Source organism: Streptomyces sp. NPDC043908, assembly GCF_056435525.1.
In genome coordinates this window covers 233546-260418 of sequence record NZ_JBWKEI010000002.1, presented here as the reverse complement: position 1 = coordinate 260418, position 26873 = coordinate 233546, and the positions used below count along the sequence as shown (strand labels likewise).

The 26873-nt window shown below is 70.5% G+C and carries 12 protein-coding genes; 8 read left to right on the top strand and 4 right to left on the bottom strand.

Going from position 1 to position 26873, the window contains the following annotated elements; genetic code table 11:
* Positions 1-87: 87 nt before the first annotated feature.
* Together AC069K_RS05445 and AC069K_RS05440 are read left to right on the top strand one after the other, a co-directional pair.
* On the top strand, positions 88-10668 hold the full coding sequence (locus AC069K_RS05445) for a LamG-like jellyroll fold domain-containing protein (protein ID WP_478612289.1): 10581 nt from the start codon (positions 88-90) through the stop codon (positions 10666-10668).
* Positions 10668-11021 carry a hypothetical protein gene (locus AC069K_RS05440; RefSeq protein WP_478612286.1) on the top strand — a complete coding sequence of 118 codons (354 nt, stop codon included), beginning with the start codon at positions 10668-10670 and terminating at the stop codon, positions 11019-11021. The genes AC069K_RS05445 and AC069K_RS05440 overlap by 1 nt, the downstream gene beginning before the upstream one ends.
* Before the next feature lie 141 nt (positions 11022-11162).
* On the opposite strand, the gene AC069K_RS05435 is transcribed toward AC069K_RS05440, so the two are convergent.
* From AC069K_RS05435 to glgX, 4 genes are all read right to left on the bottom strand, one after another.
* A complete protein-coding gene (locus tag AC069K_RS05435; RefSeq protein WP_358833788.1) occupies positions 11163-13202 on the bottom strand; it encodes a M4 family metallopeptidase in 2040 nt (679 codons plus the stop codon).
* Between the two features lie 445 nt (positions 13203-13647).
* Entirely contained in the window at positions 13648-15552 is a 1905-nt protein-coding gene (locus AC069K_RS05430) for an ABC transporter ATP-binding protein (RefSeq protein ID WP_478612283.1), read from the bottom strand.
* The gene (locus AC069K_RS05425) at positions 15549-17573 is read right to left on the bottom strand and encodes an ABC transporter ATP-binding protein (RefSeq protein ID WP_478612280.1); all 2025 of its coding nucleotides are present in this window, start codon (positions 17571-17573) and stop codon (positions 15549-15551) included. Before AC069K_RS05425 ends, AC069K_RS05430 begins: the two co-directional genes overlap by 4 nt.
* 83 nt (positions 17574-17656) lie before the next feature.
* Positions 17657-19921: a glycogen debranching protein GlgX gene (gene glgX / locus AC069K_RS05420; RefSeq protein WP_478612277.1), complete on the bottom strand. Its 2265-nt coding sequence runs from the start codon at positions 19919-19921 to the stop codon at positions 17657-17659.
* Positions 19922-20061: 140 nt separating this feature from the next.
* Here glgX and AC069K_RS05415 point away from each other — a divergent pair, with 140 nt between their 5' ends.
* The 6 genes from AC069K_RS05415 to AC069K_RS05390 all read left to right on the top strand — a co-directional run bounded on the left by AC069K_RS05415 (position 20062) and on the right by AC069K_RS05390 (position 26847).
* Positions 20062-21327 (top strand): L,D-transpeptidase, encoded by a 1266-nt coding sequence (locus AC069K_RS05415; protein ID WP_365100688.1) that lies wholly within the window; start codon positions 20062-20064, stop codon positions 21325-21327.
* 259 nt (positions 21328-21586) lie between these two features.
* Positions 21587-22837, top strand: coding sequence for a L,D-transpeptidase (locus AC069K_RS05410; RefSeq protein ID WP_478612273.1), 1251 nt, complete (start codon positions 21587-21589; stop codon positions 22835-22837).
* Positions 22838-22925: 88 nt separating this feature from the next.
* Positions 22926-23693, top strand: a complete 768-nt coding sequence (locus tag AC069K_RS05405; protein WP_478612270.1) for an enoyl-CoA hydratase/isomerase family protein — start codon at positions 22926-22928, stop codon at positions 23691-23693.
* Positions 23694-23809: 116 nt separating this feature from the next.
* Positions 23810-24451: an ATP-binding protein gene (locus AC069K_RS05400; RefSeq protein ID WP_478613289.1), complete on the top strand. Its 642-nt coding sequence runs from the start codon at positions 23810-23812 to the stop codon at positions 24449-24451.
* Positions 24452-24859: 408 nt separating this feature from the next.
* Positions 24860-25666 (top strand): polysaccharide deacetylase family protein, encoded by an 807-nt coding sequence (locus AC069K_RS05395; RefSeq protein WP_365100694.1) that lies wholly within the window; start codon positions 24860-24862, stop codon positions 25664-25666.
* Entirely contained in the window at positions 25666-26847 is a 1182-nt protein-coding gene (locus AC069K_RS05390; protein WP_358833252.1) for a YncE family protein, read from the top strand. The genes AC069K_RS05395 and AC069K_RS05390 overlap by 1 nt, the downstream gene beginning before the upstream one ends.
* Positions 26848-26873: the final 26 nt, after the last annotated feature.

Below are 26873 nucleotides of genomic sequence, written 5' to 3'. Positions count from 1 at the left end.
ACGTCCCGTCTGTTGTTCCCACCCGGTAGTACCGGGCGCCGCAGGACCAGAAGGATCGCCCTTCTGGTCCTGCTGGCTTTCTCCTTCATGCTCACCACGGAGACGGCGGAGGCGACCGGGGCCACCCTGCCCCGGCTTTCGATGCCGAAGTGGTCCCTGTCGGGTCTGTGGGAGTGGGCGAACAAGTCCCCGCTCGACACCCCGGACCAGCAGAGCGGTACGGCCAGGGGCAAGAGCCACAGCGCCACCGCCCGGCAGACCCGCGCCAAGGGCGGCAGCGGCCACAAGCCCGGCAAGGGCAAGGGCGAGCTCGCCGAGTACCGGCGGCCCGAGGACAAGCCCGAGCTGACGAAGACCGGCAAGGCGGCCGGAGGTGCCAAGAGCTTCGACGCGCGCACCAGCAAGCGCGACGCCAGGAAGTCGACGGCGACCTCGGACTTCTTCACCAACGCCGACGGCTCCACGACGGTCCGCCACTACACCGGGCGCTCCAACTTCAAGGGCGCCGACGGCGGCTGGAAGCCGATCGACACCACGCTGCGCGAGGAGAGGAACGGGCGGCTGGCCGAGAACGCCAACTCGCTCGCGGTCACCTTCGCGCCCGACGCCGCCACCCCCGACCTCGCCTCGGTCGACTTCGGCTCCGGGCGCGCGCTGGCGTACGGACTGCACGGCGCTGCCAGGAGCGAGCCGGTGGTCGACGGCGAGTCCACCGCCACGTACAAGGACGTCCTCAAGGACACCGACCTGAAGCTGTCGCCGCTGACCGAGGGCTTCAAGGAGCGGATCGTCCTGCGCTCCAAGGCGGCGCCCAACACCTGGCTCTTCCCGCTCAAGGCCAAGGGGCTCACCCCCAGGGTCGCCGAGAACGGCGACGTGGTGTTCACCGACGCCGACGGCAAGGTGACGGCGACCGTGCCGCACGCCTTCATGGAGGACTCCAAGATCGACCCGCGCTCGGGCGACGCCGCCCAGTCGCGCGCGGTCAGCTACGAGCTCACCACCCTGGACGGCGCCCCCGCGCTGCGGATGACCGCCGACCGTGCCTGGCTCGACGACCCCCGGCGGGTCTTCCCGGTCACCGTCGACCCGACGGTGGCGGCCAGCAACTCGACCTACACCCAGAACACGATCTCCGGGGACCACTCCACCGAGAACATGATCAAGGTGGGGTCCTACGACTCGGGCACCAACAAGGCGAACTCGTTCCTCCAGTTCTCCTCGCTCGGCACCACGCTGGCGGGCCAGAAGGTCACCGCGGCGACCCTGAACGTGTACGCGATCTGGTCGGCGACCTGCACCGCCGAACCGTTCAACGTCCACCCGGTCACCAAGGCCTGGACGCCCTCCACGGTCACCAGCTACCCCGGCCCGACCTATGGCGCGGCCATCGGCTCGGCGACGCCGGCGCCCGGCGCGTCCTGCTCCAACTCCTCCGGCTCCACGAGCGTCGGCGTGAAGATGCCCGTCCCGCTCAACACGAGCTGGTTCAACACGGTCGCGGGCGGCGGCGCCAACTACGGCCTCGCGATGACCGCGATCACCAGTGACGGGCTGCACTGGAAGAAGTTCCACTCCGACAACTCCACCACCGCCGGCTTCCGTCCGGCCCTGGACCTGACCTACACCGCCAACGTGGCCCCGCAGGTCAACTCCCAGTACCCGCCGGCCAACTACCAGGCCAACACGCTCCGCCCGGAGCTCACGGTCTACGCGACCGACGCCGACAAGGGCCCGAACCCGCTGTCGTACTCCTTCGACGTCTTCGACGCCGACTCCACCAGCCAGACCGCCGTGGCCAGCTCCGGCGCCCTGACCAAGGGCGCCTGGGCGATCCCGGCGGGCAAGCTGAAGTGGAGCAAGAACTACCTCTGGTTCGCCACGGTCAGCGACGGCACCAACACGGTCACCTACGACAGCCGGTTCACCACCGCGGTGCCGCAGCCGCCGGTGACCTCGGGGCTCACCCAGAACACCGACGGCCACGAGTTCGACCCGAGCGACGGCAACTACACCACCGACGACACCGACGCGGACGTCGAGGTCACCGGGCCCTCCCTCTCCATCGAGCGCTCGTACAACAGCCTCGACCCGCGCCAGGACAGCGCGTTCGGCGCGGGCTGGTCGACCATCGCGGACATGAAGGCCGCCGAGGTCAAGGACGGCTCCGGCACGGTCACCAGCGTGGTCATTACCTACCCGGGCGGCGAGCAGGTCGCCTTCGGCCGCAACAGCGACGGCACCTTCGTCCCGCCGCTGGGCCGCTACGCCCGCTTCCAGGCGGTCACCGGCGGCTACACGCTGGTCGACAAGGACTTCACCACCTACAGCTTCACCCAGACCACCGCCCGGGCGGGGGTGTACGCGATCAAGTCCATCACGGACTTCGCCAACCGTGGTGAAACGTTTTTCTACACCGGCAACCAGCTGACCAAGATCACCAACACCACGTCCAACCGCTCCCTGGGCCTCACCTGGCAGACCCCGGCCGGGGCGAGTGCGGCGCACGTCGCGACGGTCGCCACCGACCCCTCGACGCCGAGTGACGCCAGCACCGCGCAGACGTGGAAGTACGGCTACACCGGCGACCAGCTCACCTCGGTGTGCCCGCCCGCCGACTGGTCCAAGTGCATCACGTACTCGTACGCCACCGGCAACCACTACCGCACCACGGTCCTGGACGAGGACCCGTTCGCGTACTGGCGGCTCGGCGAGGCGGCCGGTGACCCGGTCGCCAAGGACGCCGTCGACCTCAACCAGGGCAAGTACAACGGCATCTACCACAACGTGACCACCGGCGGCACGGCCGTGCTCGCCGGGTCCACCCAGCCCACGGCGTCGTTCAACGGCACCAGCAGCTACGTGGAGATACCCAGCGCCCCGGGCGCGACCCCCTCGTACGCGAGCGTCTCGCTCTGGTTCAAGACCTCCCAGGCGGGCGGTGTCCTCTTCTACTACGGCGACAAGCCGCTGAGCGACCCCGACCCGGTGGGCTCCACGACCCACAACACCCCGGCGGTCTACGTCGGCACCGACGGCAAGCTGCACGGCTGCTTCGCCTCGTCGCCCGGCTGCAACACCACGATCGTCTCGGCCGCCGCCGTCAACGACAACAAGTGGCACCAGGCCGTCCTCACCGGCGCCGCCACCACCATGTCGCTCTACCTCGACGGCGTCGCCCAGGGCACCAAGTCCGGCACCATCAACGACTGGGCCCAGCCCTACCTCACCCTCGGCGCCGGTGTGAACACCGACGGCTGGCCGAACATGAACGCGGCCGACCCGCTCGGCCACTTCAGCGGCCAGCTCGCCGAGGCGGCGATCTACTCCGAGCCGCTGAGCCAGGACGTCATCACCGCGCAGTACCAGGCGGCGACCCGTCCGGCCGGACTCCTCAACAAGATCACCACGCCGAACGGCAAGGTCCAGAGCGCCGTCACCTACTCCACCGCCGACGACACGGTCACCCAGGCCGTCGACGGCGACGGCGGCACCTGGAAGCTCAACCCCGCCACCGTCACCGGCTCCTCGCAGGTCTACCGCTCCTCGGTGATGGGCGCCGCCCCGTCCGGGTACTGGCGCCTCGGCGACGTCCAGGGCGCGGCCCAGGCCGCCAACGAGGTCCACACCGGCCTCGGCACGTACAACACGGTCACCCAGGGCGCGGAGGGTCCCTTCGGTCCCGACGACGCCACCGCGGTGGACTTCGACGGCTCCACCTCCTTCGCCGAGCTGCCGTACGCTCCGCTGCACCGCTCCGGCAACCGGGCCATCGAGCTGTGGTTCCGCACCGCCAAGCCCGGCGTGATCGCGGCCGACCAGGCCCGGGTCCCCAACGACCCGGCGGGCGTGAGCGGTTCCTACTCGCCGCTGATGTACGTGGGCGCGGACGGCAAGCTGCGCGGCCACTGGTGGAGCGCCTCCGGCAGCGGCACGACCGACTTCGGCTCCAAGGCGACGGTCACCGACAACGCCTGGCACCACGCGGTCCTCTCCGCCTCCGGCACCACCCAGACGCTGTACCTGGACGGCGTGAAGCAGGCCGACTACACCGGCGCCGCCGCCGACCAGACGACGACCCGCACCTTCATCGGCGCGGGCTTCACCAAGGGCTGGATCAGCTCGGCCTCGGACGTGGGCTACTTCGACGGCTCGATCGCCGAGGTCGCCTTCTACGACGCCGCGCTGAGCGAGGACGAGGCGGCCCGCCACTACGCGGCGGCCAAGTCCTCCTCGGGCACCGCCCCGGTCCGCACGGTCAAGCTGACCGACCCGACCGACAAGACGCTGACCTACGTGTACGACGCGGAGCTCGGCAACCGCCTGCTCGCGGCCGTCGACACCAACGGCAACCGGACCACCTACGGCTACGACACCTCGGGCTTCCTGCACACGGTGACGGACGCCAACGGCAACCGCTCGGTGACCGGCCACGACGTGCGCGGCAACACGGTCTCCACGACCACCTGCCAGAACACGGCCGCCAACCAGTGCGCCACCGAGTACTACACGTACTACCCGGACGCGACCACGCTCTTCCCGGCGATGGATCCGCGCAACGACCTGATGCTCACCGAGCGCGACGGCCGTTCCTCCGGGCCCACCGACAACACCTACCTCACCAGCTACACCTATGACACGGCCGGAAACGTCACCGCGGTGACCACCCCGCCGGTGCCGGGCTCGCCCGCGGGCCGCACGGCGTCCACGGTGTACACCACCGCGACCACGGTCGCGGCCGAGGGCGGCACCAATTACGCCCCGGCGGGCCTGGTCGCGTCGGTGCGCACCCCCGGTGGCCGTACCACCTCGTACACGTACTTCAAGAACGGTGACCTGGCGCAGGTCACCGACGCCAACGGCGCCTCGGTGAAGTACACGTACGACAACCTGGGCCGTCAGATCACCAAGACCGAGGTCTCCGACTCCTACCCGGCGGGTCTGACGACCACGCTGGCGTACGACAAGGACGACCAGGTCGTCTCGGAGATCAGCCCCAAGGTCACCAACCGGGTCACCGGCGCGGTGCACCAGGCGAAGTCGACGACCGTGTACGACCCGGACGGCAACGTCCAGTCGCAGACGGTCGCGGACGCGAGCGGCGGTGACACCGCGCGCACCACCTCGCTGACGTACGACGCCTACAACCGGGTCGCGACCCGGACGGACCCGGGCGGCGACACCACGGCGTTCGAGTACGACGTCTACGGCAACAAGGTCAAGGAGACGGACCCGGCCGGGAACGTCAACGAGTACACCTTCGACGCCGAGGGCCGTCCCCTCACCACCAGCCTGCTCAACTACACCGGCGACCCCAACAGCCCGTCGTCCCCGACGAAGCTGGTGCAGGAGTCGCGGGCGTACGACCCGGCGGGCCGGCTCGCGTCGATCACCGACGCGATGGGCTGGGTGACCGAGTACACCTACACCGACGACGGCCTGTCCGCGACGGTGGTGCGCAAGGACCCGCAGAACAACAAGGCGTTCACCGAGCAGGCGAACACCTATGACGCGGCCGGGAACCTGGTCAAGCAGGTGACCAACGACGGCACCACGACCACCTCCTTCACGGTGGACGCCGCCGACCGCACCACGTCGACCACGATGGACCCGGGCGGGCTCGCCCGCACGACCAAGGTCAGCTACGACCCGGACGACAACGTCGTGTCCGAGACGGACTACGACCCGACCGGCGACACCAGCACCACCGACACGCGCTACGACGCGCTCGGCAACGTCACCGGCAACACCGTCCACGACGGCACCACCGCGCCGGTCGGCCGCTGGAAGCTCAACGAGACCAGTGGCACCAACGCGGCGGACTCCTCCGGCGGCAACAACAAGGTCACCCTCGGCAGCGGGGTCACCCGCTCCACCGAGCAGGGCGGCAGCGCGGTCTTCGACGGCACGGCGAACGCCTACGGCCAGGCCACCGGACCGGCCGTCAACACCAACGGCGGCTTCACCGTCTCCACCTGGGTGAAGCTGGCCGACACCACCGCCAACCACACCTTCGTCTCCCAGGACGGCACCGCGGACCACGGCTTCCAGCTGTACTACTCCACGGCGTACGGCTGGTCGTTCAACCGCACCTCCGGTGACGTGGCGGCCCCGACCCTGGCCCGTGCCACCTCCGGCACGGCGGCGGTGACGGCCAACACCTGGACGCATCTGACGGGTGTCTACGACGCGGCGGCGGGCGAGATCCGCCTCTACGTCAACGGCGCGCTGAAGGCGACGACCCCGTACAGCGGGTCGTGGGAGGCCACGGGACCGCTCCAGATCGGCCGCCGCATGTCGGCCGGTACACAGGGCGAGTACCACAAGGGCTCCCTCGCGGACGTCCAGGTCTACGGCGAGGCGCTGACCGCGACGCAGGTCTCCGCCGTCTACGGCAAGACGCTCCCGGCGGCCGGCAGCTCGGTGCGCACCACGAGCTGGAAGCTGGACCAACGCGGTATGCCGGTGTCGATGACGGACGCCAACGGCGCGGTCACCGACTACGGCTACGACGAGTCGGGCCAGCAGACCAGCGTCACCGAGCCGGCCGTGAACGCCGAGCAGAACGGCGGCACCCCGTCGTCGGTCCGCCCGGTCTCGCTCACCGGCTACAACACGTTCGGCGAGCAGACCGAGTCCTCGGACCCGCTCGGCAACGTCACGGTCACGGCCTACGACGGCGAGGGCCAGGAGTCCTCGACGACACTGCCCGACTACACCCCGCCGGGTGCCACGGCCCCGATCAAGTCGGTGTCCTGGAACGAGTACAACCACCTCGGCCAGGTCTCCGCGGAGGTCGACCCGCTGGGCAACCGCACCGAGTACACCTACACCCAGCTCGGCGACCTCGCCTCGGTGAAGGAGCCGGGCGGCGACACCACGAAGTACACGTACGACACGAACGGCGACCAGCTCTCGGCGACGCGCCCGAACGGGGCGCGCCAGGAGTCGACGTATGACTACCTGGGCCGCGAGGTCACCAGCACGGACATCGTGCGCCAGCCGACGCAGCGGGCGTTCACGGCGATCAACTACTACGACGCGCCGGGGCAGCAGCTGTCGAGGGTGCTCAGCCCGGCCGGGGTGAGCCAGTCCTACGGGTACAACGCGTTGGGAGAGATCACTTCCAGCACGGACGGGGCCGGTAACACCACGCGGTACACGTACGACATGGACGGGCAGATGCTCACGTCCACGGACCCGGACGGGACGAGCACCAAGAACACGTACGACGGGTTCGGCCAGCTGGTCTCGATGAGTGACCTGGACGCGACTGGAAAGGTGCTGCGGACCACCAGTTCCACCTATGACCGGATGGGCGCCCCCTCGACGCTCACCGACTTCCGGGGCCACACCACCTCACTCACCGTGGACGCCACCGGCATGGTGACCAAGGCGGTGCAGCCGGTCTCCGCCACGGAGTCGATCACCACGACGTTCGGCTATGACGCGGCGGGCAACCAGACCCGGTTCACGGACGGGCGAGGGAATCCGTTCATCACCACATACAACGCCTGGGGCATGGCGGAGTCGGCGATCGAGCCGGCCACGCCGACCGCTCCGAACCTGGCCGACCGCACCTTCACCACCGTCTACAACGCCAATGGCGACGTGGTCGAGGAGCGTTCGCCCGGCGGTGTGAAGATCGTCGACCAGTACGACGCGAAGGGCCGGCTCACCCGCCAGACGGGTACCGGTGCCGAGGCGGCCACCGCCGACCACACCTACTCCTATGACGCGGACGACCGTGTCACTTCGGTGACCGGCACTGACGCGGACACAGGGAAGGACACGTTCGGGTACGACGACCGCGGCTTGCTGCTGTCGGCCAACGGCCCGTCCGGCGCAAGCTCCTTCGCCTACAACGGTGACGGAGCCGTCACCTCCCGGACGGATGCCTCCGGTACCTCCACCTACGGCTACGACGCCGCCGGACGCCTCTCCACGGTCAACGACGGCTCCACCGGCTCGGCGCTGACCTACGGCTACGACGTCAACAACAGGGTCAAGTCGATCGACTACGGCAGCGGCAAGGCCAAGCGGGCCTTCGGCTACGACGCCCTGGAGCAGCTCAAGTCGGACACTCTCACCTCCCCGACCGGCAAGACGCTGGCGTCGGTGAGCTACGGGTACGACGAGAACGGCAACGAGACGTCCAAGACGACGACCGGAGTCGCGGGCGCCTCGGCCAACACGTACACCTACGACTGGGCCAACCGCCTGTCGTCCTGGAACAACGGGACGACGACCGAGAGCTACGGCTACGACGCCTCCGGCAACCGGACGCGCGTGGGCGGTGACACCTACACCTACGACGCCCGCAACCAGCTCAGCTCGGACGGGCACAGCAGCTACACCTACACCCCCCGCGGCACGCTGAGTTCGATGACGGACGACGCGGGCAAGCAGACCGTGATGAAGTCGGACGCCTTCAACCGCGTCATCAACGAGGGAGACCACACCTACAGCTACGACGGCTTGGACCGGGTGCTCACCGCGTCCACTCCGGGATCCGGTCCCCTGTTCACCTTCCAGTACAGCGGAGCGGGCAACGACGTCGCCTCCGACGGCACCGCGACCTACAGTCGCAACGCCGATGGTTCGCTGCTCGGCATCAAGGCGGGCACCCAGTCGGTGCTCGCGATGACGGATCTGCACGACGACGTCATCGGGCAGTTCACCGCCGATGGAGAGGCGCTGGCGGGCTCGACCTCGTACTCGCCCTTCGGCAAGGTCGCACAGAGCGCTGGCATGGTCGGCCACCTCGGCTACCAGTCCGGCTGGACCGACCCGGAGACGGCCAAGGTCAACATGGCGGCTCGCTGGTACTCGCCGCAGACCGGCCAGTTCAACAGCCGGGACACGGCGGACGTGGACGGCCTGCCGGCCTCGATCGGCGCCAACAAGTTCGCCTATGCCAACGCCAACCCGCTGACCATGACCGACCCCACCGGCCACTGGAGCATCGGCGGCGCCTGGAAGAAGTTCAAGAAGAAGGTCAAGCACACCGCCAAGTCCGCCTGGCACAAGACCAAGAAGGCCGTCAAGCACGTCGCCAAGGTGGTCAAGAAGGCCGCGAAGAAGATCAAGCACGCGGTCAAGAAGGCGGTCAAGCGGGTCAAGCACGCGGTCCGCAAGGCCGTGCACTACGTCCATGACGCCGTCAAGAAGGTCAAGAGATACGTCAAGCGGACGTACAAGCGGGTCAAGCACTACGTCCACAAGGTCGCCCGTACCGTCAAGCATGCGGTGAAGCGGGTCGCCAAGGCGGTCAAGCACGTCGCCCACAAGGTGGTCAAGGCGGCCAAGAAGGTCGGCAGAGCGGTCAAGAAGGCCGCGAAGGCGACGGCCAACTATGTGAAGCAGCATGCCTCGACCATCGTGCCCATCGTTGCCGGGATCGCGGCCGCGGTGGCATGCACAGCCCTGACGGCGGGCGTGGGCGCGGTCGCCTGTGCGGTCGGCGCCGGAGCGCTGATCAACTCGCTCGGCTACGCCATGAGTGACGGTCCGCACACGCTGAACGGCTTCCTCGGAGCCGCCGCGGTGGGCGCGGCCACCGGTCTCATAGGCGCGGGTGCGGGAGCGCTCGCCGGTCGGGCGCTCGGGACCGCGGTCGGTGCCGTGACCCGTGGCGCGGTCACCGGAGCCGCCTCCGGAGCGGCCGAGGGTGCGGCCTACTACGGCGTCTCCTGCTCCAGCAGCGAAGACGGTTGCAGCGTCAGCGGAGCGGCCAAGGCCACCGCGACCGGTGCGGCGTTCGGCGGCATCTTCGGAGCCGCCGCCGGCAAGTACGGCCCCAAGCCGAAGGCGCAGCCCGAGACGGACGGTGTGCCGTCGCGGGGACGGGGTGGCAGCTGCCCGACCAGGCACAGCTTTGTCGGGTCGACTCCCGTGCTGGTGGGACCCAACGTCTCCAAGATGATCTCCGAGATCAAGGTGGGGGACTACGTCCTCACGGCGGAGCCCGGCAAGAAGGGGACGGAGAAGCACCGCGTCAAGGAAGTGATCGTCACCCGGACCGACCGCGACTACGTCGATGTCACCGTTGCGACGAAGTCGGGCGCGAAGACGATCCAGACCACGCAGCACCACCAGTTCTACGAGGCCACCCGGAACTCCTGGACCCAGGCGGGCGACCTCAAGAGCGGTCAGCGGCTCCAGCTGGATACGGGTGAGACGGCGAGGATCGTCGGCGTCAAGCCGTACACGGCAACCCGGGTCACCTACGACCTCAGCATCGAGGGCCTGCACACCTACCATGTGATGGCAGGGGGCGAGGGCTTCCTCGTCCACAACCAGGACGGCCCGGCGTCCATCCCGCAGGTTGACAACGCGCGACTGCAGAAGACGGTGGACGCGCTCTACCACGGCATCGGCAATGAGAACCTCGTTGGTGACGGCTCGGCGATGGCGGCGGCCAACCACGAGTTCCTGGGCGGAGAAGGGGTCGAGGGCAAGAACCACCTGGGCAGTACCGCTCAGTACCGGAGCGCGCTCAACAACTTCCTCACCAAGGACGTCATCAAGCCGAAGGGCGGAAAGAAGGAGACCGTGGTGCGGACCGCGAGGGACATCCAAGTCGCGAAGAGCCTCATCAGTGCCATTGATGACGCCCATCAGGGGCAGTACGAAGGCGCGCACAACTACCCGGGACTGAGTTGCTGATGACGAGGGACGTACAACTGGTGAAGGACCTGGTCGCCCGGGTCCCCGCCTTCGAGGATCTCTACGAGAGCCACGTGTTCAACGAGGACGGCGTGCTGCCGCACGTCTTCTTCTGGGACGTGACCCTGGCGACCGTGGACTCCTACCTCGGGAACGAGGACGAGCCGGACTGGCGCAGCACGCTGCGGTTCCTGGAGGAACAGAGCGCGCTGGGCGTACCGGAGATCGATGAGGTCATCGTGACGTCGTTCCTCAACTCCCTGCCGTTCCCCGGTAAGCCGGGGCACGAGCTGGTGGAGCACCTCGGCCCCGTCCTCGCGGCGAAGTTCGCTCGGGTACGCCCAGCGGGCTGAGTAGAACACCACGGGAGGCCCCCTGAGGGGCCTCCCGGTGGGTGCGCCACGAACGAAAGGTGCCCGGACCCCCTGCGGGGTCCGGGCACCTTTGCCTTCACGTCCCGGTCAGCCGCCTGACCGTGAGGACAGCCCGAAGGCTCAGAACGTGAGCTTGAAGTTGTCGATGTAGCCGGTGTCGTACGCCGCCTTGTCCTGGACCCGCAGCTTCCAGGTGCCGTTGGCGACCTCCGAGGAGGCGTTGACCGTGTACGTGGTGTCGATGTTGTCCGTCGAGCCGCCCGTGCCCGTGGCCTTCAGCGCGTACACCGAACCGTCGGGCGCCACCAGGTCGATCTGGAGGTCGCCGATGTAGGTGTGGACGATCTTGACGCCGACCTTGAGGGTGCTGGGCGCGTTGCCCGTGACGCCCGAGACGGTGACCGACGAGGTGACCGCCGCTCCGGGGGAGTCCGGGATGTTGACGTTGGTGCCGTTCTCGAAGACCTTGCCGCCCGGGTCGGTGCCGCCGTGCCGGGCGCCGACCGCGATGGCCGCCCAGGCGTCGGTGATGTTGTTGACCTCGGCGCTGCCCGCCCCGTACAGCTCGGTCGCCGCCGCGATGGTGCCCGTGCGGGCGCCCGCGTAGTTGGTGGTGGAGCTGAACTTCGTGGTGAGCGCCTTGTACCAGATCAGCTGGGCCTTGTCGCGGCCGATGCCGGTGACGGGCAGGCCGTCGGAGGTCGGCGAGTTGTAGGTCACGCCGTTGATGACCTTGGTGCCGCTGCCCTCGGAGGCCAAATAGAACCAGTGGTTCGCCGGGCCCGAGGAGTAGTGGACGTCCAGGTTGCCGATGCCGGAGTACCAGCTGTCCTTGGAGCCGCCGTCCTTGCTCGGCTTGTCCATGTAGCGCAGCGGGGTGCCGTCGCCGTTGATGTTGATCTTCTCGCCGATGAGGTAGTCGCCGACGTCGGAGGAGTTGTTGGAGTAGAACTCCACCGCGGTGCCGAAGATGTCCGAGGTCGCCTCGTTGAGGCCGCCGGACTCACCGCTGTAGTTCAGACCCGCCGTGTTGGAGGTGACGCCGTGCGTCATCTCGTGGCCGGCCACGTCCAGCGAGGTCAGCGGGTCGTTGTTGCCCGAGCCGTCGCCGTACGTCATGCAGAAGCAGCTGTCGTCCCAGAACGCGTTGACGTACGCGTTGCCGTAGTGGACGCGGGAGTACGCGCCGACGCCGTCGCCGCGGATGCCGCTGCGGCCGAAGACGTTCTTGTAGAAGTCCCAGGTCTGGCCCGCGCCGTAGGCGGCGTCGGCGCCCGCGGTGGCGGGGTTGGAGTTGGTGCCGTCGCCCCAGGTGTCGCTGGACTGCGAGAACAGCGTGCCGGTGCCGGAGGAGCCGTGGTTCAGGTTGTACGTCTTGTGGCCGCCGCGCCCGGCGTCGGTCAGCGTGTACGTCGAACCCGACTGCGTGGTGCCGAGGGTGACCTGGCCGCTGTAGTGGGTGTTGCCGACACCGGTCTCGATGCCCTGCCACTGGTACAGCTTGGCGCCGGTCGACGCGTCGGTGATGACGTGCAGCTGGTTCGGCGTGCCGTCCTCCTGCAGACCGCCGACGACCGTCTCGTAGGCGAGGGTCGGCGTGCCCTTGGCCATCCAGACGACCTTGCGCGGGGCGCGGTCGGCGGTGGCCTTCTTGGCGCCCTTGTCGGCGGCGGCCGCGAGGGCCTGCTTCTGCGCGCCGGCCGGGCCCTGCTTGGCGGTGGTGGCGACGTTCTTCAGCTCGGCGCCGGAGGCCTTGGTGACACCCCGCGTCAGGCCGCTCGCGGTCGTGTCGACGACGAGGTCGCCGCCGAGGACCGGCAGTCCGGCGTAGGTGCGCTCGTACCGCGTGTGCGTCGTGCCGTCCTGGTCCTTGGTCACGTCGCGGACGACGAGCTTCTCCTGGGTGCCGAGGCCCAGCTTCTTGGCGGTGTCCGCCGTGCTGTCGCCGGCCTGGCGTATGAGCTCGGCCCGTTGTGAGGGCGAGAGCTTGGCGGGCAGAGCGCCCGGGTTGCGTACGGCCTGCGCCTTGAGGGCGCTTGCGGACGCGGAGTCGTCGGGGCGTGCGCTGGCACTGGTGGCCTGGACTCCGACGGTGAGCATGGCGGCTGCGGAGAGCAGGGCGGCGGTGGCGGTGGCACGACGACGGTGCGTGGATCTCACGCGAACTCCTTCTGCGAGGGGGGTACCGGCGGCTGGGTAGGGCCGGCCGGGCGGAGCATGCGGAGCGGTGAATCGTGGATCGGGGAGAGAGTGCCAGGAGTGGCCTGTCGCTGTCAGGAGCGCGTCAAGAAGATGGCCGGAAATCGTTCGTTGTACGAAAGATGGCGTTCGTTAAGCGGACGTTTCCTTTGTCAACACCGTGTGTCCAGAGTGGAGTCGGGTGCGCCGCGATCGACGGGAGTGTCCGGATACGCGCCCCGCCCCACCAGCGCGAAGGGTGCCCGAAACGGTCGTCCGGGCCCCTTCGCACAATGGCCGCAATGCGCCTTCGCGGTGGCCCGCGCCGGCCCCGCCCGGTGTCCGTCAGGCGGACGGTGCGCCGCACACGGCGATGAGGTGTGACGGGCGCGGCGGCCAACCGGTTCCCCCGCCGCGCCCCTTTCGGCTACGCCAGGCTCTCGCGCCAGGCCGCGTGCAGATGGGCGAACCGGCCGGTTCCCGCGATGAGTTCGGCGGGCGAGCCGTCCTCGACGATCCGGCCGCGGTCCATCACCAGCACCCGGTCCGCGATCTCCACGGTCGACAGCCGGTGGGCGATGACGACGGCGGTACGGCCGTGCAGCACGGTGTGCATCGCGCGCTGCACCGCCCGCTCGCCCGGGATGTCCAGGGACGAGGTCGCCTCGTCCAGGATCAGCACCGCCGGGTCCGCGAGCAGCGCCCGGGCGAAGGCCACCAGCTGGCGCTGGCCCGCCGAGATGCGCCCGCCGCGCTTGCGCACGTCCGTGTCGTAGCCGTCGGGCAGCCGGACGATGAAGTCGTGCGCGCCGATCGCCTTCGCGGCCCGCTCGATCTCCTCGCGGGTCGCCTCGGGGCGGCCGATGGCGATGTTGTCGGCGACCGTCCCGGAGAAGAGGAACGCCTCCTGGGTGACCATCACGACCCCGCGCCGCAGCTCGGGCGTGGCGAGCTCGCGCAGGTCGACGCCGTCGAGGAGCACCCGGCCGGGTCGGGGCGTCCCCTGCGCGGAGCTGGTCGCAGAGCTGGGGGAAGGGTCGTAGAAGCGGGCCAGCAGCTTGGCGAGGGTGGACTTGCCGGCGCCGGTCGAGCCGACCACGGCCACGGTCTGCCCGGCGGGGATCGTCAGGTCGAAGCGGGGCAGCACCTCGCCGCCCGTCCGGTACGAGAAGCTCACGTCCTCGAACACGACCTCGCGGCCCGGCAGTTCACCGCCGCGCTCCGGCAGCGGCACCGGCCGCTCGGGCTCGGGCACCGTCGGCCGCTGGGCGAGGAGCCCGGCGATCTTCCCCAGCGAGGAGACGGCGGCCTCGTAGGAGTTGAGGAACATCCCCAGCCGGTCGATCGGGTCGTACAGCCGCCGCAGATACAGCACGGCGGCCGCCAGCACCCCGAGCGCCATGGTGCCGTCGGCGACCCGGTAGGCGCCCCACAGCACCATCGCGGCGACGGCGGTGTTGGCCACCAGGCGCGAGCCCACCACGTACTGGGCCATCTCCAGGATCGCGTCGCCGTTGGTGCGCTCGTGGTGGTGGTTGAGCCGCTGGAACTCCTCGTCGTTGGCGCGCTCCCGGCGGAACGCCTGGACCGGGCGGATGCCGTTGAGGGTCTCCGCGAACTTGACGATCACGGCCGCGATGGCGGTGGAGCGGGCGTCGAAGGCCACCGACGCGCGGCGCCGGTAGCGGCGGATCAGCAGGTGCAGCGGCGCGTACGAGGCCACCGCGAGGGCGCCCGTGCCCCAGTCGAGCCAGAGCAGCATCACGCAGATGTACACCGCGGACAGCACCACGCCGATGAGCTCCTGGAGCCCCTCGTTGAAGAGCTCGCGCAGCGACTCCACGTCCGAGGTGGAGCGGGAGATGAGCCGTCCCGAGGTGTAGCGCTCGTGGAAGTCCACGCTCAGCGCCTGCGCGTGCCGGAAGATCCGTCCGCGCAGGTCGAGCAGGATGTCCTGGCCGACACGGGTGGAGGCGCCGATGAACGCGTACTGGAGCAGTCCGGCGCCCAGGGCGCAGACGAGGTAGCCGGAGCCGACGGCGATCAGCGGTCCGTAGTCGTGCGCCCGGAAGGCGGGCACGCCGCGGTCGATGGCGTACGCGACCAGCAGCGGACCGGCCTGCACGGCCGCCTGCTGCAACAGGATGAGCAGCGCGGTGACGACGACGCGCCGGCGCATCGGCCGCAGCAGGTCGAGCAGGAGGGCGCGGGTGGCGCCGGGCGGGGAGGGGAGGGCGTCGCGGTCGAAGGGATCCGCCGCGGGCCGCCCCTGGTCCGGCTCCGCCGGCTCCTCCGGTTCGGCCTGCCACTGCGCCCCGATGGTGGTGGTCATCGCTTCTCCCCCTCGTCCCCCGTACCGGACATCAGCCAGGCGTACTCCGCGTTGGACCGCAGCAGCTCCTGATGGGTGCCGACCGCGGCGACGCGCCCGTCGGACAGCAGCGCGACCCGGTCGGCGAGCATCACCGTCGACGGCCGGTGGGCGACCACCAGCGCGGTGGTCTCGCGCAGCACGTCGCGCAGGGCCGCCTCGACGCGGGCCTCGGTGTGCACGTCGAGCGCGGAGAGCGGGTCGTCCAGGACCAGGAACCTGGGCCGCCCGACGACCGCCCGCGCCAACGCCAGCCGCTGGCGCTGCCCGCCGGAGAGGCTGAGCCCCTGCTCGCCGACCTGGGTGTCGACGCCGTGCGGCAGCTCCCGTACGAAGCCGGCCTGCGCGACGTCCAGCGCGCGGTCGAGGTCCTCGGGTCCGCCGCCGCCCATCAGGACGTTCTCGCCCACGGAGGCGGAGAAGAGGGTCGGCTCCTCGAAGGCCACGGCGACGAGCGCGCGCAGTTCCTCGCGCGGCATGCCGGCGATGTCGACCCCGTCGAGGGTGATCCGCCCTCCCGTGGCCTCGTACAGCCGCGGCACGAGGGCGGTGAGGGTGGTCTTCCCGGACCCGGTCCCTCCGACGACGGCCATGGTCTCGCCGCTGCGGATGTGCAGGTCGACGCGGGTGAGCAGGGGCGGGCTGTCCGGGGGCGCGTCGGGGTAGCGGAAGGAGACCTGGTGGAAGCGGATGCCGAGGTCGTCCTGGTCGGGGCTCTGTCCGCGGGTGCTCGGTGGCTGGTCGCGCGGTTCCCCGCGCCCCTGTCCGGCCGGGAGTTCGTCCGCGGACCGTGCTGGGTTGCTCGCGCAGTTCCCCGCGCCCCTGGGTACTCCGGCCGCTTTGTCGTACAGGGAGCGGCCATCAGGCGGGACAGGGGCCGCAGGCCCCGTCGGTTCAGGGGCGCGGGGAACTGCGCGGGCGGCCCCCACCGGCCCGCGGGCAGAAGACGACGCCGGGAGGGGGGCGTTACCCACCGAGGGGACCGGCTCGTCCAGGACCTCGAAGAACCGCTCCGTCGCCGTCCCCGCCTCCTGGCTCATCGCCAGCAGGAACCCGATCGAGTCCACCGGCCACCGCAGCGCCAGCGCCGTGGACAGGAACGCCACCAGCGTCCCCGCCGACAGGCCGCCGTCGGCCACCCGCACCGTCCCCAGCACCAGCGCCGCCCCGATCGCCAGCTCCGGGACCGCCGTGATCACGCCCCACAGCGCCGCGAGCAGCCGCGCCTTGTGCAGCTCGGTGCCGCGCAGCCCCCGTGCCAGCTCCCCGAACGCCCGCGCCTGGGCGCGATGGCGGCCGAACCCCTTGATGATCCGGATGCCGAGCACGCTCTCCTCGACCACCGTCGTCAGATCACCCACCTGGTCCTGCGCCCGCCGCGCCGCCAGCGAGTACCGCGTCTCGAAGAGCGAGCACAGCGCCACCAGCGGCACCACCGGGATGATCAGCACCAGCCCCAGTGTCCACTCCTGCGACAGCAGGATCACGAACCCCACCACGATGGTCACCCCGTTGACCAGCAGGAAGGTCAGCGGGAACGCCAGGAACATCCGTACCAGGCTCAGGTCCGTGGTGCCCCGCGACAGCAACTGGCCCGAGGGCCACCGGTCGTGGAAGGACACCGGCAGCCGCTGCACATGCCGGTACAGGTCCGCCCGCATCGCCGCCTCCACCCCGGCCAGCGGCCGCGCCACCAGCCATCGGCGCAGACCGAAGAGGAGCGCCTCGGCCACGCCGAGCAGCAGCAGGACGAGCGCGCCGAGCCAGACCCCGCCGGGGTCGCCGTCGCTCACCGGGCCGTCGACGATCCACTTCAGGACGAGCGGGATCACCAGACCGAGGCAGGACGCGACGACCGCGACGGCCGCGGCGGTGAAGAGCCGGACCCGCACGGGACGTACGTACGGCCAGAGCCGCAGCAGCGTACGGACCGTCGACCGGTTCCCGGTGGGGGCATCGTGGAGTTCATATGTGTCGGGCATCAACCATCGAGCCTAAACTTCGCCACCGACAACGCCCACCGGCTTTTTGGCTGGAGAGCGGTGGCGCGGGCGCTGCGGGAAGGTCAGCTCGCCACGCGCAGCACCTGCACCGACCGCGCCCCCACCTCCACCTCCACCCCGCCCCGGTGCGCCCGACCGGGCGCCCGCGACTGGTCCTCCGACGCCGTGTCCACCAGGACCTCGTAGGCCTCGCCCCAGGGCGGGCCCGGCACCACGAACCGCGTCGGGCGGCTCCCCGCGTGCAGGACGATCAGGAAGCTGTCGTCCACCACCGGAGCGCCCCGGGCGTCGCGGCCGGGGATGTCGCGGCCCGAGAGGTACAGCCCGAGCGTGGCCGTCGGCGCGTACCAGTCCCGCTCCGTCATCTCCTCCCCGCGCGCGGTGAACCACGCCAGGTCCCGCAGCCCGTCCGCCCCCTGCGCCCGGCCGGAGAAGAACGCGCGCCGGCGCAGCACGGGATGGCGGTGGCGCAGCGCCAGCAGGCGGCGGGCCAGTTCGAGCAGGCCGCGCGGCCCGGGTTCCTCCAGCAGCGACCAGTCGACCCACCCCACCTCCCCGTCCTGGCAGTACGCGTTGTTGTTGCCCCCCTGCGTCCGCCCCATCTCGTCCCCGGCCACCAGCATCGGCACCCCGGTGGAGACCAGGAGGGTCGTGAGCAGGTTGCGGAGCTGGCGGCGGCGCAGGGCGTTGACCGCCGGGTCGTCCGTCTCGCCCTCCACCCCGCAGTTCCAGGACCGGTTGTCGTCGGTGCCGTCCCGGTTGCCCTCCCCGTTCGCCTCGTTGTGCTTGCGCTCGTACGACACCAGGTCGCGCAGGGTGAAGCCGTCGTGCGCGGTGATGAAGTTGATCGAGGCGTACGGGCGGCGCCCGCCCCAGGCGTACAGGTCGCTCGACCCCGACAGGCGGTAGCCCAGGTCGCGTACGTCCGGCAGCGCGCCCCGCCAGAAGTCCCGCACCGCGTCCCGGTAGCGGTCGTTCCACTCGGTCCACAGCGGCGGGAAGGCCCCGACCTGGTATCCGCCGCGCCCCACGTCCCAGGGTTCCGCGATCAGCTTCACCCGGCGCAGCACCGGGTCCTGGGCGATGACGGCCAGGAACGGGGAGAGCATGTCGACGTCGTGCATCGAGCGGGCGAGCGCGGCCGCGAGGTCGAAGCGGAAGCCGTCCACCCCCATCTCCGTCACCCAGTACCGCAGCGAGTCCGTGATCAGCCGCAGCACCTGGGGCTGCACCACGTGCAGGGTGTTGCCGCAGCCCGTGTAGTCCGCGTACCGGCGGGCGTCCGGCTGGAGCCGGTAGTAGCCCTTGTTGTCGATCCCGCGCAGCGACAGCGTCGGTCCGCGCTCGCCCGCCTCGGCCGTGTGGTTGTAGACGACGTCGAGGATGACCTCGATGCCCGCCGCGTGCAGCGCCCGCACCATCCGCTTGAACTCGCCGACCTGCTGCCCGGCCGTGCCGGACGCCGAGTAGGCCGCGTGCGGCGCGAAGTAGCCGACCGAGTTGTAGCCCCAGTAGTTGCGCAGGCCCCGGCGCAGCAGATGGTCCTCGTGGGCGAACTGGTGCACCGGCAGCAGCTCGACCGCCGTCACCCCGAGGCCGGTGAGGTGGTCGAGCGCCGCCGGGTGCGCCAGACCGGCGTACGTACCGCGCAGCTCCTCGGGAATCCCCGGGTGCCGCTTGGTGAAGCCGCGCACGTGCAGTTCGTAGATGACCGAGTCCGCCCACGGCGTCTTGGGGCGGCGGTCGTCGGCCCAGTCGTCGTCGTCGTGGACGACGACTCCCTTCGGGACGTACGGCGCCGAGTCCCGGCCGTCGCGGACCGTGTCGGCCACGTGCTGCTGCGGCCAGTCCCGGACGTGCCCGTACACCTGCGGCGGCAGCGTGAAGTCACCGTCGACCGCCCGCGCGTACGGGTCGAGGAGCAGCTTCGACGGGTTCCAGCGGGCCCCGGTCCACGGGTCCCAGCGGCCGTGCACCCGGTAGCCGTACCGCCGCCCCGGCCGTACGCCGGGGACGAAGCCGTGCCAGATCTCATGGGTGAGCTCGACCAGCGGGAGCCGGGTCTCGGTGCCCGCCGCGTCGAACAGGCACAGCTCCACCGCCTCCGCCCCGCCCGCCCAGAGCGCGAAGTTGGTACCCGCCACCCCGTCAGGCCCCACCCGGAACCGGGCCCCCAGCGGGGTCGGCGTGCCCGGCCAGACCGGTGGCGGCGGCCCGGTGGAGCCGAGCCGCCGGTCGCGGTGCCCGTTCAGTTCCCGGTGCCCTTCCTCGTGCGGAGCCGGTCGCCCCACCCCCCGCTCTGCCTCCTGCTCGGCTGCGCTCGACACCCCTCGGCCTCCCGCGGCTCGGCGCCTGGACGAGCGCGGCGTCCCGGCCGCGGCTCTCCACGCGTGTCCTCGCAGGGGTTCTTCCCGTTACCCGGCTCGTACTCACGTTTCCCCGGGCCGGGCGGAGTCGTTGACCGGTCGTGAGATTCGTACTGAAGCGGGCAGGGGCGAGCACCGCGGCCGCCCTGGCATGGGTCGGACTGACGGCGGCGCTGGTCGCCGGGGCGGCCGGGTGCAGCGGCGGCCACGGCGGCCTCGGTGCCGTCGGCGGCGTCGGCGGGGTCAGGGACGTGGTGGCGGGCAAGGCCCCCTCGCCCCGGGACGTGATCCGGGTGACCCCGGACGACGGGGCCAAGGGCGTCAAGGCGGACGGGAGGATCGTGGTGCGGGTGCCCGACGGGCGCCTGGAACGGGTCAAGGTGATGAAGGCCGAGGACGCCCAGCCCGAGGAGGTGCCGGGCCGGATCAGCGAGGACGGCCTCTCCTGGGAACCGGCCGGCCAGGCGGCGGGACGGCTGGAACTGGCCGCCAAGTACACGGTGGACGCGGTGGCGCTGGACGGCCACGGCCACCGCCAGGCGCGGCACACCAGCTTCACCACGCTGGTGCCCGAGCACCGGTTCATCGGCTACTTCACACCGGAGAACCGCTCCACGGTCGGCGTCGGCATGATCGTCTCGTTCACCTTCAACCAGCCGATCGCGAACAGGGCGGCCGTGGAGCGCGCCATCAAGGTCACGGCGAGCCCGCCGGTGCCGGTGGTGGGCCACTGGTTCGGCAAGGAGCGGCTCGACTTCCGGCCCCGGGAGTACTGGAGGCCGGGCACCAGGGTCACCGTCGACATGCGGCTGCGCGACGTCCCCGGCGCCCCGGGGGTCTACGGCATCCAGGAGAAGCGGGTCGGCTTCACCATCGGGCGCGCCCAGGAGTCCCTGGTGGACGCCGAGGCGCACACCATGGAGGTGCGCCGCGGCGGCGAGCTGGTCAGTACGGTCCCGATCTCGGCGGGGTCGCCCAAGAACACCACGTACAACGGCAAGATGGTGGTCACCGAGATGTTCGACGTGACGCGGATGAACAGCCGTACGGTCGGCTTCGGCGGGGAGTACGACATCCCGGACGTGCCGCACGCCATCCGGCTGACCGCCTCCGGCACCTTCCTGCACGGCAACTACTGGGCCCCCCCGACCACCTTCGGCTCCAGCAACACCAGCCACGGCTGTGTGGGCCTGCGCGACGTGAAGGGCGGCAGCCCCGACACCCCGGCGGGCTGGTTCTTCGACCGCACGCTCGTCGGGGACGTGGTGGAGGTGGTCAACTCCCGGGACAAGACGGTCGCGCCCGACAACGGCCTCGGTGGCTGGAACCTGTCCTGGGCGAAGTGGAGGGCGGGCTCGGCGCTCTGACGCCTCCCTCGACGTGCGGCCCCGCCCGCCGGCCCTCTCCCGCCGGCCGGGTCCGGCCCGTACACACCCCCGGTGACGTCGCGAGGGAGCCCCGGCGAGCGCACGGGACCATTGGGACTGAACGGTGACATTCGTGTGGCGTCGTGTGCGCTTCCGGTGTGATTACCTAAGCAATCGTGTGCGCGCGAGGACGCGCACGGGGGTGTTTTTCAGTGCGGGCCGTGGCGTGTTCCCGGCCGTGCGAGGGGAGAGAACTGTCGTGAACGGGCAGCACATATCGGGGGCTCCGACCAGAGCGGCGGGACGGCGGCGCGGTACGCCCGGTCTGCTGGCTCTGCTGCTGGGGGCGCTGCTCCTGCTGGTCTCGGCGTGCGGTGGCGACGACTCCGGGGGCGGGGACGGCAAGGGCAAGGCGGGCGCCGGGAAGGCGGCCGAGGACACCAAGGCCTCCGCCGCGGTCGTCACCGTGGCGCCCAAGGACGGCTCCGCCGACGTGGCGACCAGCGGCGCGCTGAAGATCTCCGCCTCCCAGGGCAAGCTCACCGCCGTCGCGGTCGCCGACACCAAGGGCAACGCGGTGGCCGGGAAGATCTCCGCCGACGGCAGCACCTGGGCCCCGGACCAGCACCTCGCCTCCGCCACCAAGTACAAGGTGCACGCGGTGGCCAAGGACGAGGACGGCCGCGAGTCCGCCAAGGACACCACCTTCACCACGCTCGTCCCGAAGAACACCTTCATCGGCACCTACGCCCCCGAGGACGGCGACACCGTCGGCGTCGGCATGCCGGTGTCCATCAACTTCAGCCGCGGCATCACCAACCCGCAGGCCGTCGAGAAGGCCATCAAGGTGACGGCCGAGCCGTCGGTGCCGGTCGAGGGCCACTGGTTCGGCAACGACCGCCTGGACTTCCGCCCCGAGAAGTACTGGGCCGCCGGCACCAAGGTGACCGTCAAGTTCAACCTCGACGGCGTCGAGGGCCGCCCCGGCGTCTACGGCAAGCAGACCCGTACGGTGAAGTTCACCGTCGGCCGCTCGCAGGTCTCCACCGTGGACGCCGCCGCCCACACCATGACCGTCGTGCGCGACGGCAAGGTCCTGCGCACCATCCCGATCAGCGCGGGCTCCCCGGCGAACACCACGTACAACGGCCAGATGGTGATCAGCGAGAAGTACCAGGTGACCCGGATGAACGGCGCCACCGTGGGCTTCGGCGGCGAGTACGACATCAAGGACGTGCCGCACGCGATGCGCCTGTCGAGCTCGGGCACCTTCATCCACGGCAACTACTGGGGCGACCCGTCGGTGTTCGGCAACACCAACACCAGCCACGGCTGCGTGGGTCTGCGCGACGCGCGCGGCGCGGGCGACTCCTCCACCCCGGCGGCCTGGTTCTACGACCGCTCGCTCATCGGTGACGTGGTCGTCGTGAAGAACTCCAAGGACAAGCAGATCCAGCCGGACAACGGCCTCAACGGCTGGAACATGTCCTGGGCGGAGTGGACGAAGTAACTCCCCCCCCCCGCTCCTGCGCGACGGACCCGGTGCTGTGACCAACGGCACCGGGTCCGTCGCCGTTAACGGCCACTAACCTGCTGGCATGACTGTGACCCTCGAAGTCTCCGAAGGCGTCGGCACCCTCCGCCTGGACCGCCCCCCGATGAACGCCCTGGACATCGCGATCCAGGACCGGCTGCGCGAGCTCGCCGAGGAGGCGGGCCGCCGTGACGACGTACGCGCCGTGGTGATCTACGGCGGTGAGAAGGTGTTCGCGGCGGGCGCGGACATCAAGGAGATGCAGGCGATGGACCACGCCGCCATGGTGGTGCGCTCCCGCGCGCTCCAGGAGTCGTTCACCGCCGTCGCGCGCATCCCCAAGCCCGTCGTCGCCGCCGTCACCGGGTACGCGCTCGGCGGCGGCTGCGAGCTGGCGCTCTGCGCCGATTTCCGCATCGCCGCCGACAACGCCAAGCTGGGCCAGCCCGAGATCCTGCTCGGCCTGATCCCGGGCGCGGGCGGCACCCAGCGGCTGTCCCGGCTGATCGGCCCGTCCCGGGCCAAGGACCTCATCTTCACCGGCCGGATGGTCAAGGCCGACGAGGCCCTGGCGCTGGGCCTGGTGGACCGGGTGGTCGCCGCGGACCAGGTGTACGCCGAGGCGCACGCCTGGGCGGCGAAGCTCGCCCAGGGACCGGCGCTCGCGCTGCGCGCCGCCAAGGAGTGCGTCGACGCGGGTCTGGAGACGGACATCGAGACCGGCCTCGCCGTGGAACGCAACTGGTTCGCCGGGCTGTTCGCGACCGAGGACCGCGAGCGCGGGATGCGCAGCTTCGTCGAGGAGGGCCCGGGCAAGGCCAAGTTCCTCTGACCGTCTCCCGGCCGGCAAGAGCGCCGTACACCCTGCGGGTGGATTAGCCTGGCCTTAAGACAGCCTTAAGTACGGCCGCCCCCGAACGCATGGTGATCAGCTGATCGCGGCCCGTCATCGCAGTTCGCGGCCGGTACGGGCATGATCGACCGCCCTCGGCACATGCTGAACGAGCTCCCCGGAACCTCTGGTTCCGGGGGCCGTTTTCCCCAGGAACGCCCCCGGAGACGGCTCCGGGCGGCCATGATGGGGGCATGGCGGGGCTGGAGGGTGTGGAACAACCGCGGCAGCGCGGCGGCGCGACCGCGGCTCGGTGGTCGCCTGCCGTCGAGGACGAACGGGCGCTCAAGGCACTGGAGTTGTTCGGCAACCCGACGGACGAGGAAGTACGGCTGCCGTCCCGGCCCGAGTCCGCGGCGACCGCGCGCCGGCTCACCCAGTGCGTGATACTGCGCCAGTGGGCGCTCTCCCCGGCCCTCGCCGAACAGGCGATCCTGCTCGTCTCCGAACTGGTCGGCAACGCGGTCCGCCACACCGGTGCCCGCGCCTTCGGGCTGCGGATGCTGCGGCGGCGCGGCTGGATCAGGATCGAGGTGCGCGACCCCTCGCGCGGGCTGCCCTGTCTGATGCCGGTCCACGAGATGGACACCAGCGGGCGCGGCCTCTTCCTCGTCGACAAGCTCTCCGACCGCTGGGGCGTGGATCTGCTGCCGCGCGGCAAGACCACCTGGTTCGAGATGCGGGTCGCCGACCGCTGACACCCGCTCGTCCCTGGCCCCGAACGCGCCGAAGCCCCCGTGCCTGCCGGGTACGGCCTGCCTGCGGGGGCTTCTGCGGAGCGCCGCCGTGGACCGGAGGGGGTGTGATCCACGGCGACTGAGGACGACCGAACTCGGGTCAATGAGGGGTCGTGTCTCCGACTATGGCAGACGGGGGGCCTTCACGCCAAAAGTCCTTACTCGGACAAACTTCCCCATACCCCTACAGTTTAGCTCTGAATCGTAGGTGAGCTAGAGCACGCGCCTTCCAAATGCTGAATAAATATGGGCACCGCTGAGTGATTCAACGAACCAGCTCCCCGATGGAGTGGCGTGTCCGACGACCCGCAAAGGTCCTGAAATGGGTCAATCATTACCTTCCGCCCTTCGGCGCACTTAAATGTCCATGTGCTCAATCCATCTCCCCGTGACGTCGACCGCCGCAGCGCCCTGCGAGCCGGGGCGGGGGCCGCCGCCGCGGGCGCCTTCGCGGCCGGCTGCACGCACGACGAGGGCGGCGCCGGGCCGCCCGCTGCCGCGACGCCCACCGCGTCCCCCGCCTCCGCACGCCCCGGCACCGTCCGCGCCGCCCCCGCCCCCCGCGCCTTCCCGGGCCGGCCCCCCGAGGTCACCCACGGCCCCCGCGACCGGCCGAAGGTGGCGCTCACCTTCCACGGCCAGGGCGACCCCCGGGAGGCCACCGCCGTGCTCGCCGAGGCCGAACGGGCCGGCGCCAGGGTCACCGTCCTGGCCGTCGGCAGCTGGCTCGACGAGCACCCCGCGATGGCCCGCCGCGTCCTCGACGGCGGCCACGACCTCGGCAACCACACCCAGCGCCACATCGACATCTCCACGCTCCCGGAGCAGGAGGCGTACGCCGAGATCACCGGCTGCGCGGACCGGCTGCGCCGGCTCACCGGCTCCATCGGGACCTGGTTCCGGCCCTCCCGTACCCAGTACGCGACCCCGCTCGTCCAGCGACTGGCCCGGCGCGCCGGATACCCGCACGTGCTCAGTTACGACGTCGACTCGCTCGACTTCACCTCGCCCGGCGCCCCGGCCGTGACGCGCAACGTCACCGGGCGGATCCGCAACGGATCCGTGGTGAGCCTGCACTTCGGCTACGCGGACACGGTCGCCGCGCTGCCGGCCCTCCTCGCCGACCTCGACCGCCGCGGACTGCGCGCGGTGACCACCACGGAGTTGCTGACCTGATGCCGACCCCCACCAAGAGGACCGCCGCGCTGCTGTGCGGCCTGCTGCTCGCCGCGCTCGCCGGCTGCTCCTCGTCCGCGGACAAGGGCGGGAACGAGGCCCTGGGCACCAAGGGCGCCGCCCAGCCCGTGCCGAAGCAGGCCGTCCCCCGCGGCCTGCCCGGGATGCCGCCGGTCCTGGACCCCAAGGACGCCTACGCCGCGGACCGCCCGAACGCCCTCCAGCCGGCCGTGAAGAACTTCCTCGAACGCGTCTACGTGCCCAACACCAACTCCAACACGGTCTCGGTGATCGACCCCAAGACGTACAAGGTGATCGAGACCATCCCGGTCGGGAACCAGCCCCAGCACGTGGTGCCCTCCTGGGACATGAAGACCCTGTGGGTCAACAACGACCTGGGCGACAGCCTCACCGCCATCGACCCGGCGACCGGCAAGGCGGGCCGCACGGTCCAGGTCTCCGACCCGTACAACCTCTACTTCACGCCCAACGGCAAGTACGCCGTCGTGATGGCGTCGATGGACCGCGAGCTGGTCTTCCGCGAGCCGGTCAACATGAACCGGGTCAAGACCGTCCCGGTCCACTGCGCGGGCGTCAACCACGCCGACTTCTCCATGGACGGGCGCTACTTCATCGTCTCCTGCGAGTTCTCCGGCGAACTGCTCAAGGTCGACACGGAGAAGATGCAGGTCATCGCGCACCAGAAGCTGCCGTTCGAGGGGGCGATGCCGCAGGACGTGAAGATGTCCCCCGACGGGAAGACCTTCTACGTCGCCGACATGATGGCGCACGGCATGTGGGTCATGGACGGCGACCGGTTCAGCACGCCGACGCTGCTGCCCACCGGCAAGGGCTGCCACGGCCTCTACGTCAGCCGCGACTCCAAGGAGATGTACATCTCCAACCGCGGCGAGGGCACGATCTCCATCTTCGACTTCGCCCGGAACAAGCTGACGAAGAAGTGGCGCCTGCCCCAGGGCGGCAGCCCCGACATGGGCGGGGTGTCGGCGGACGGCAAGGTCCTGTGGCTGTCGGGCCGTTACGACGCCGAGGTGTACGCCATCGACACCACCACCGGGCAGGAGATCGCCCGCATCCCGGTCGGCTCGGGCCCGCACGGCCTCGCGGTCTACCCCCAGCCGGGCCGGTACTCACTGGGCCACACCGGCATCTTCCGCTGAGCCGCCGGCCGCGTACGGACCGAAGG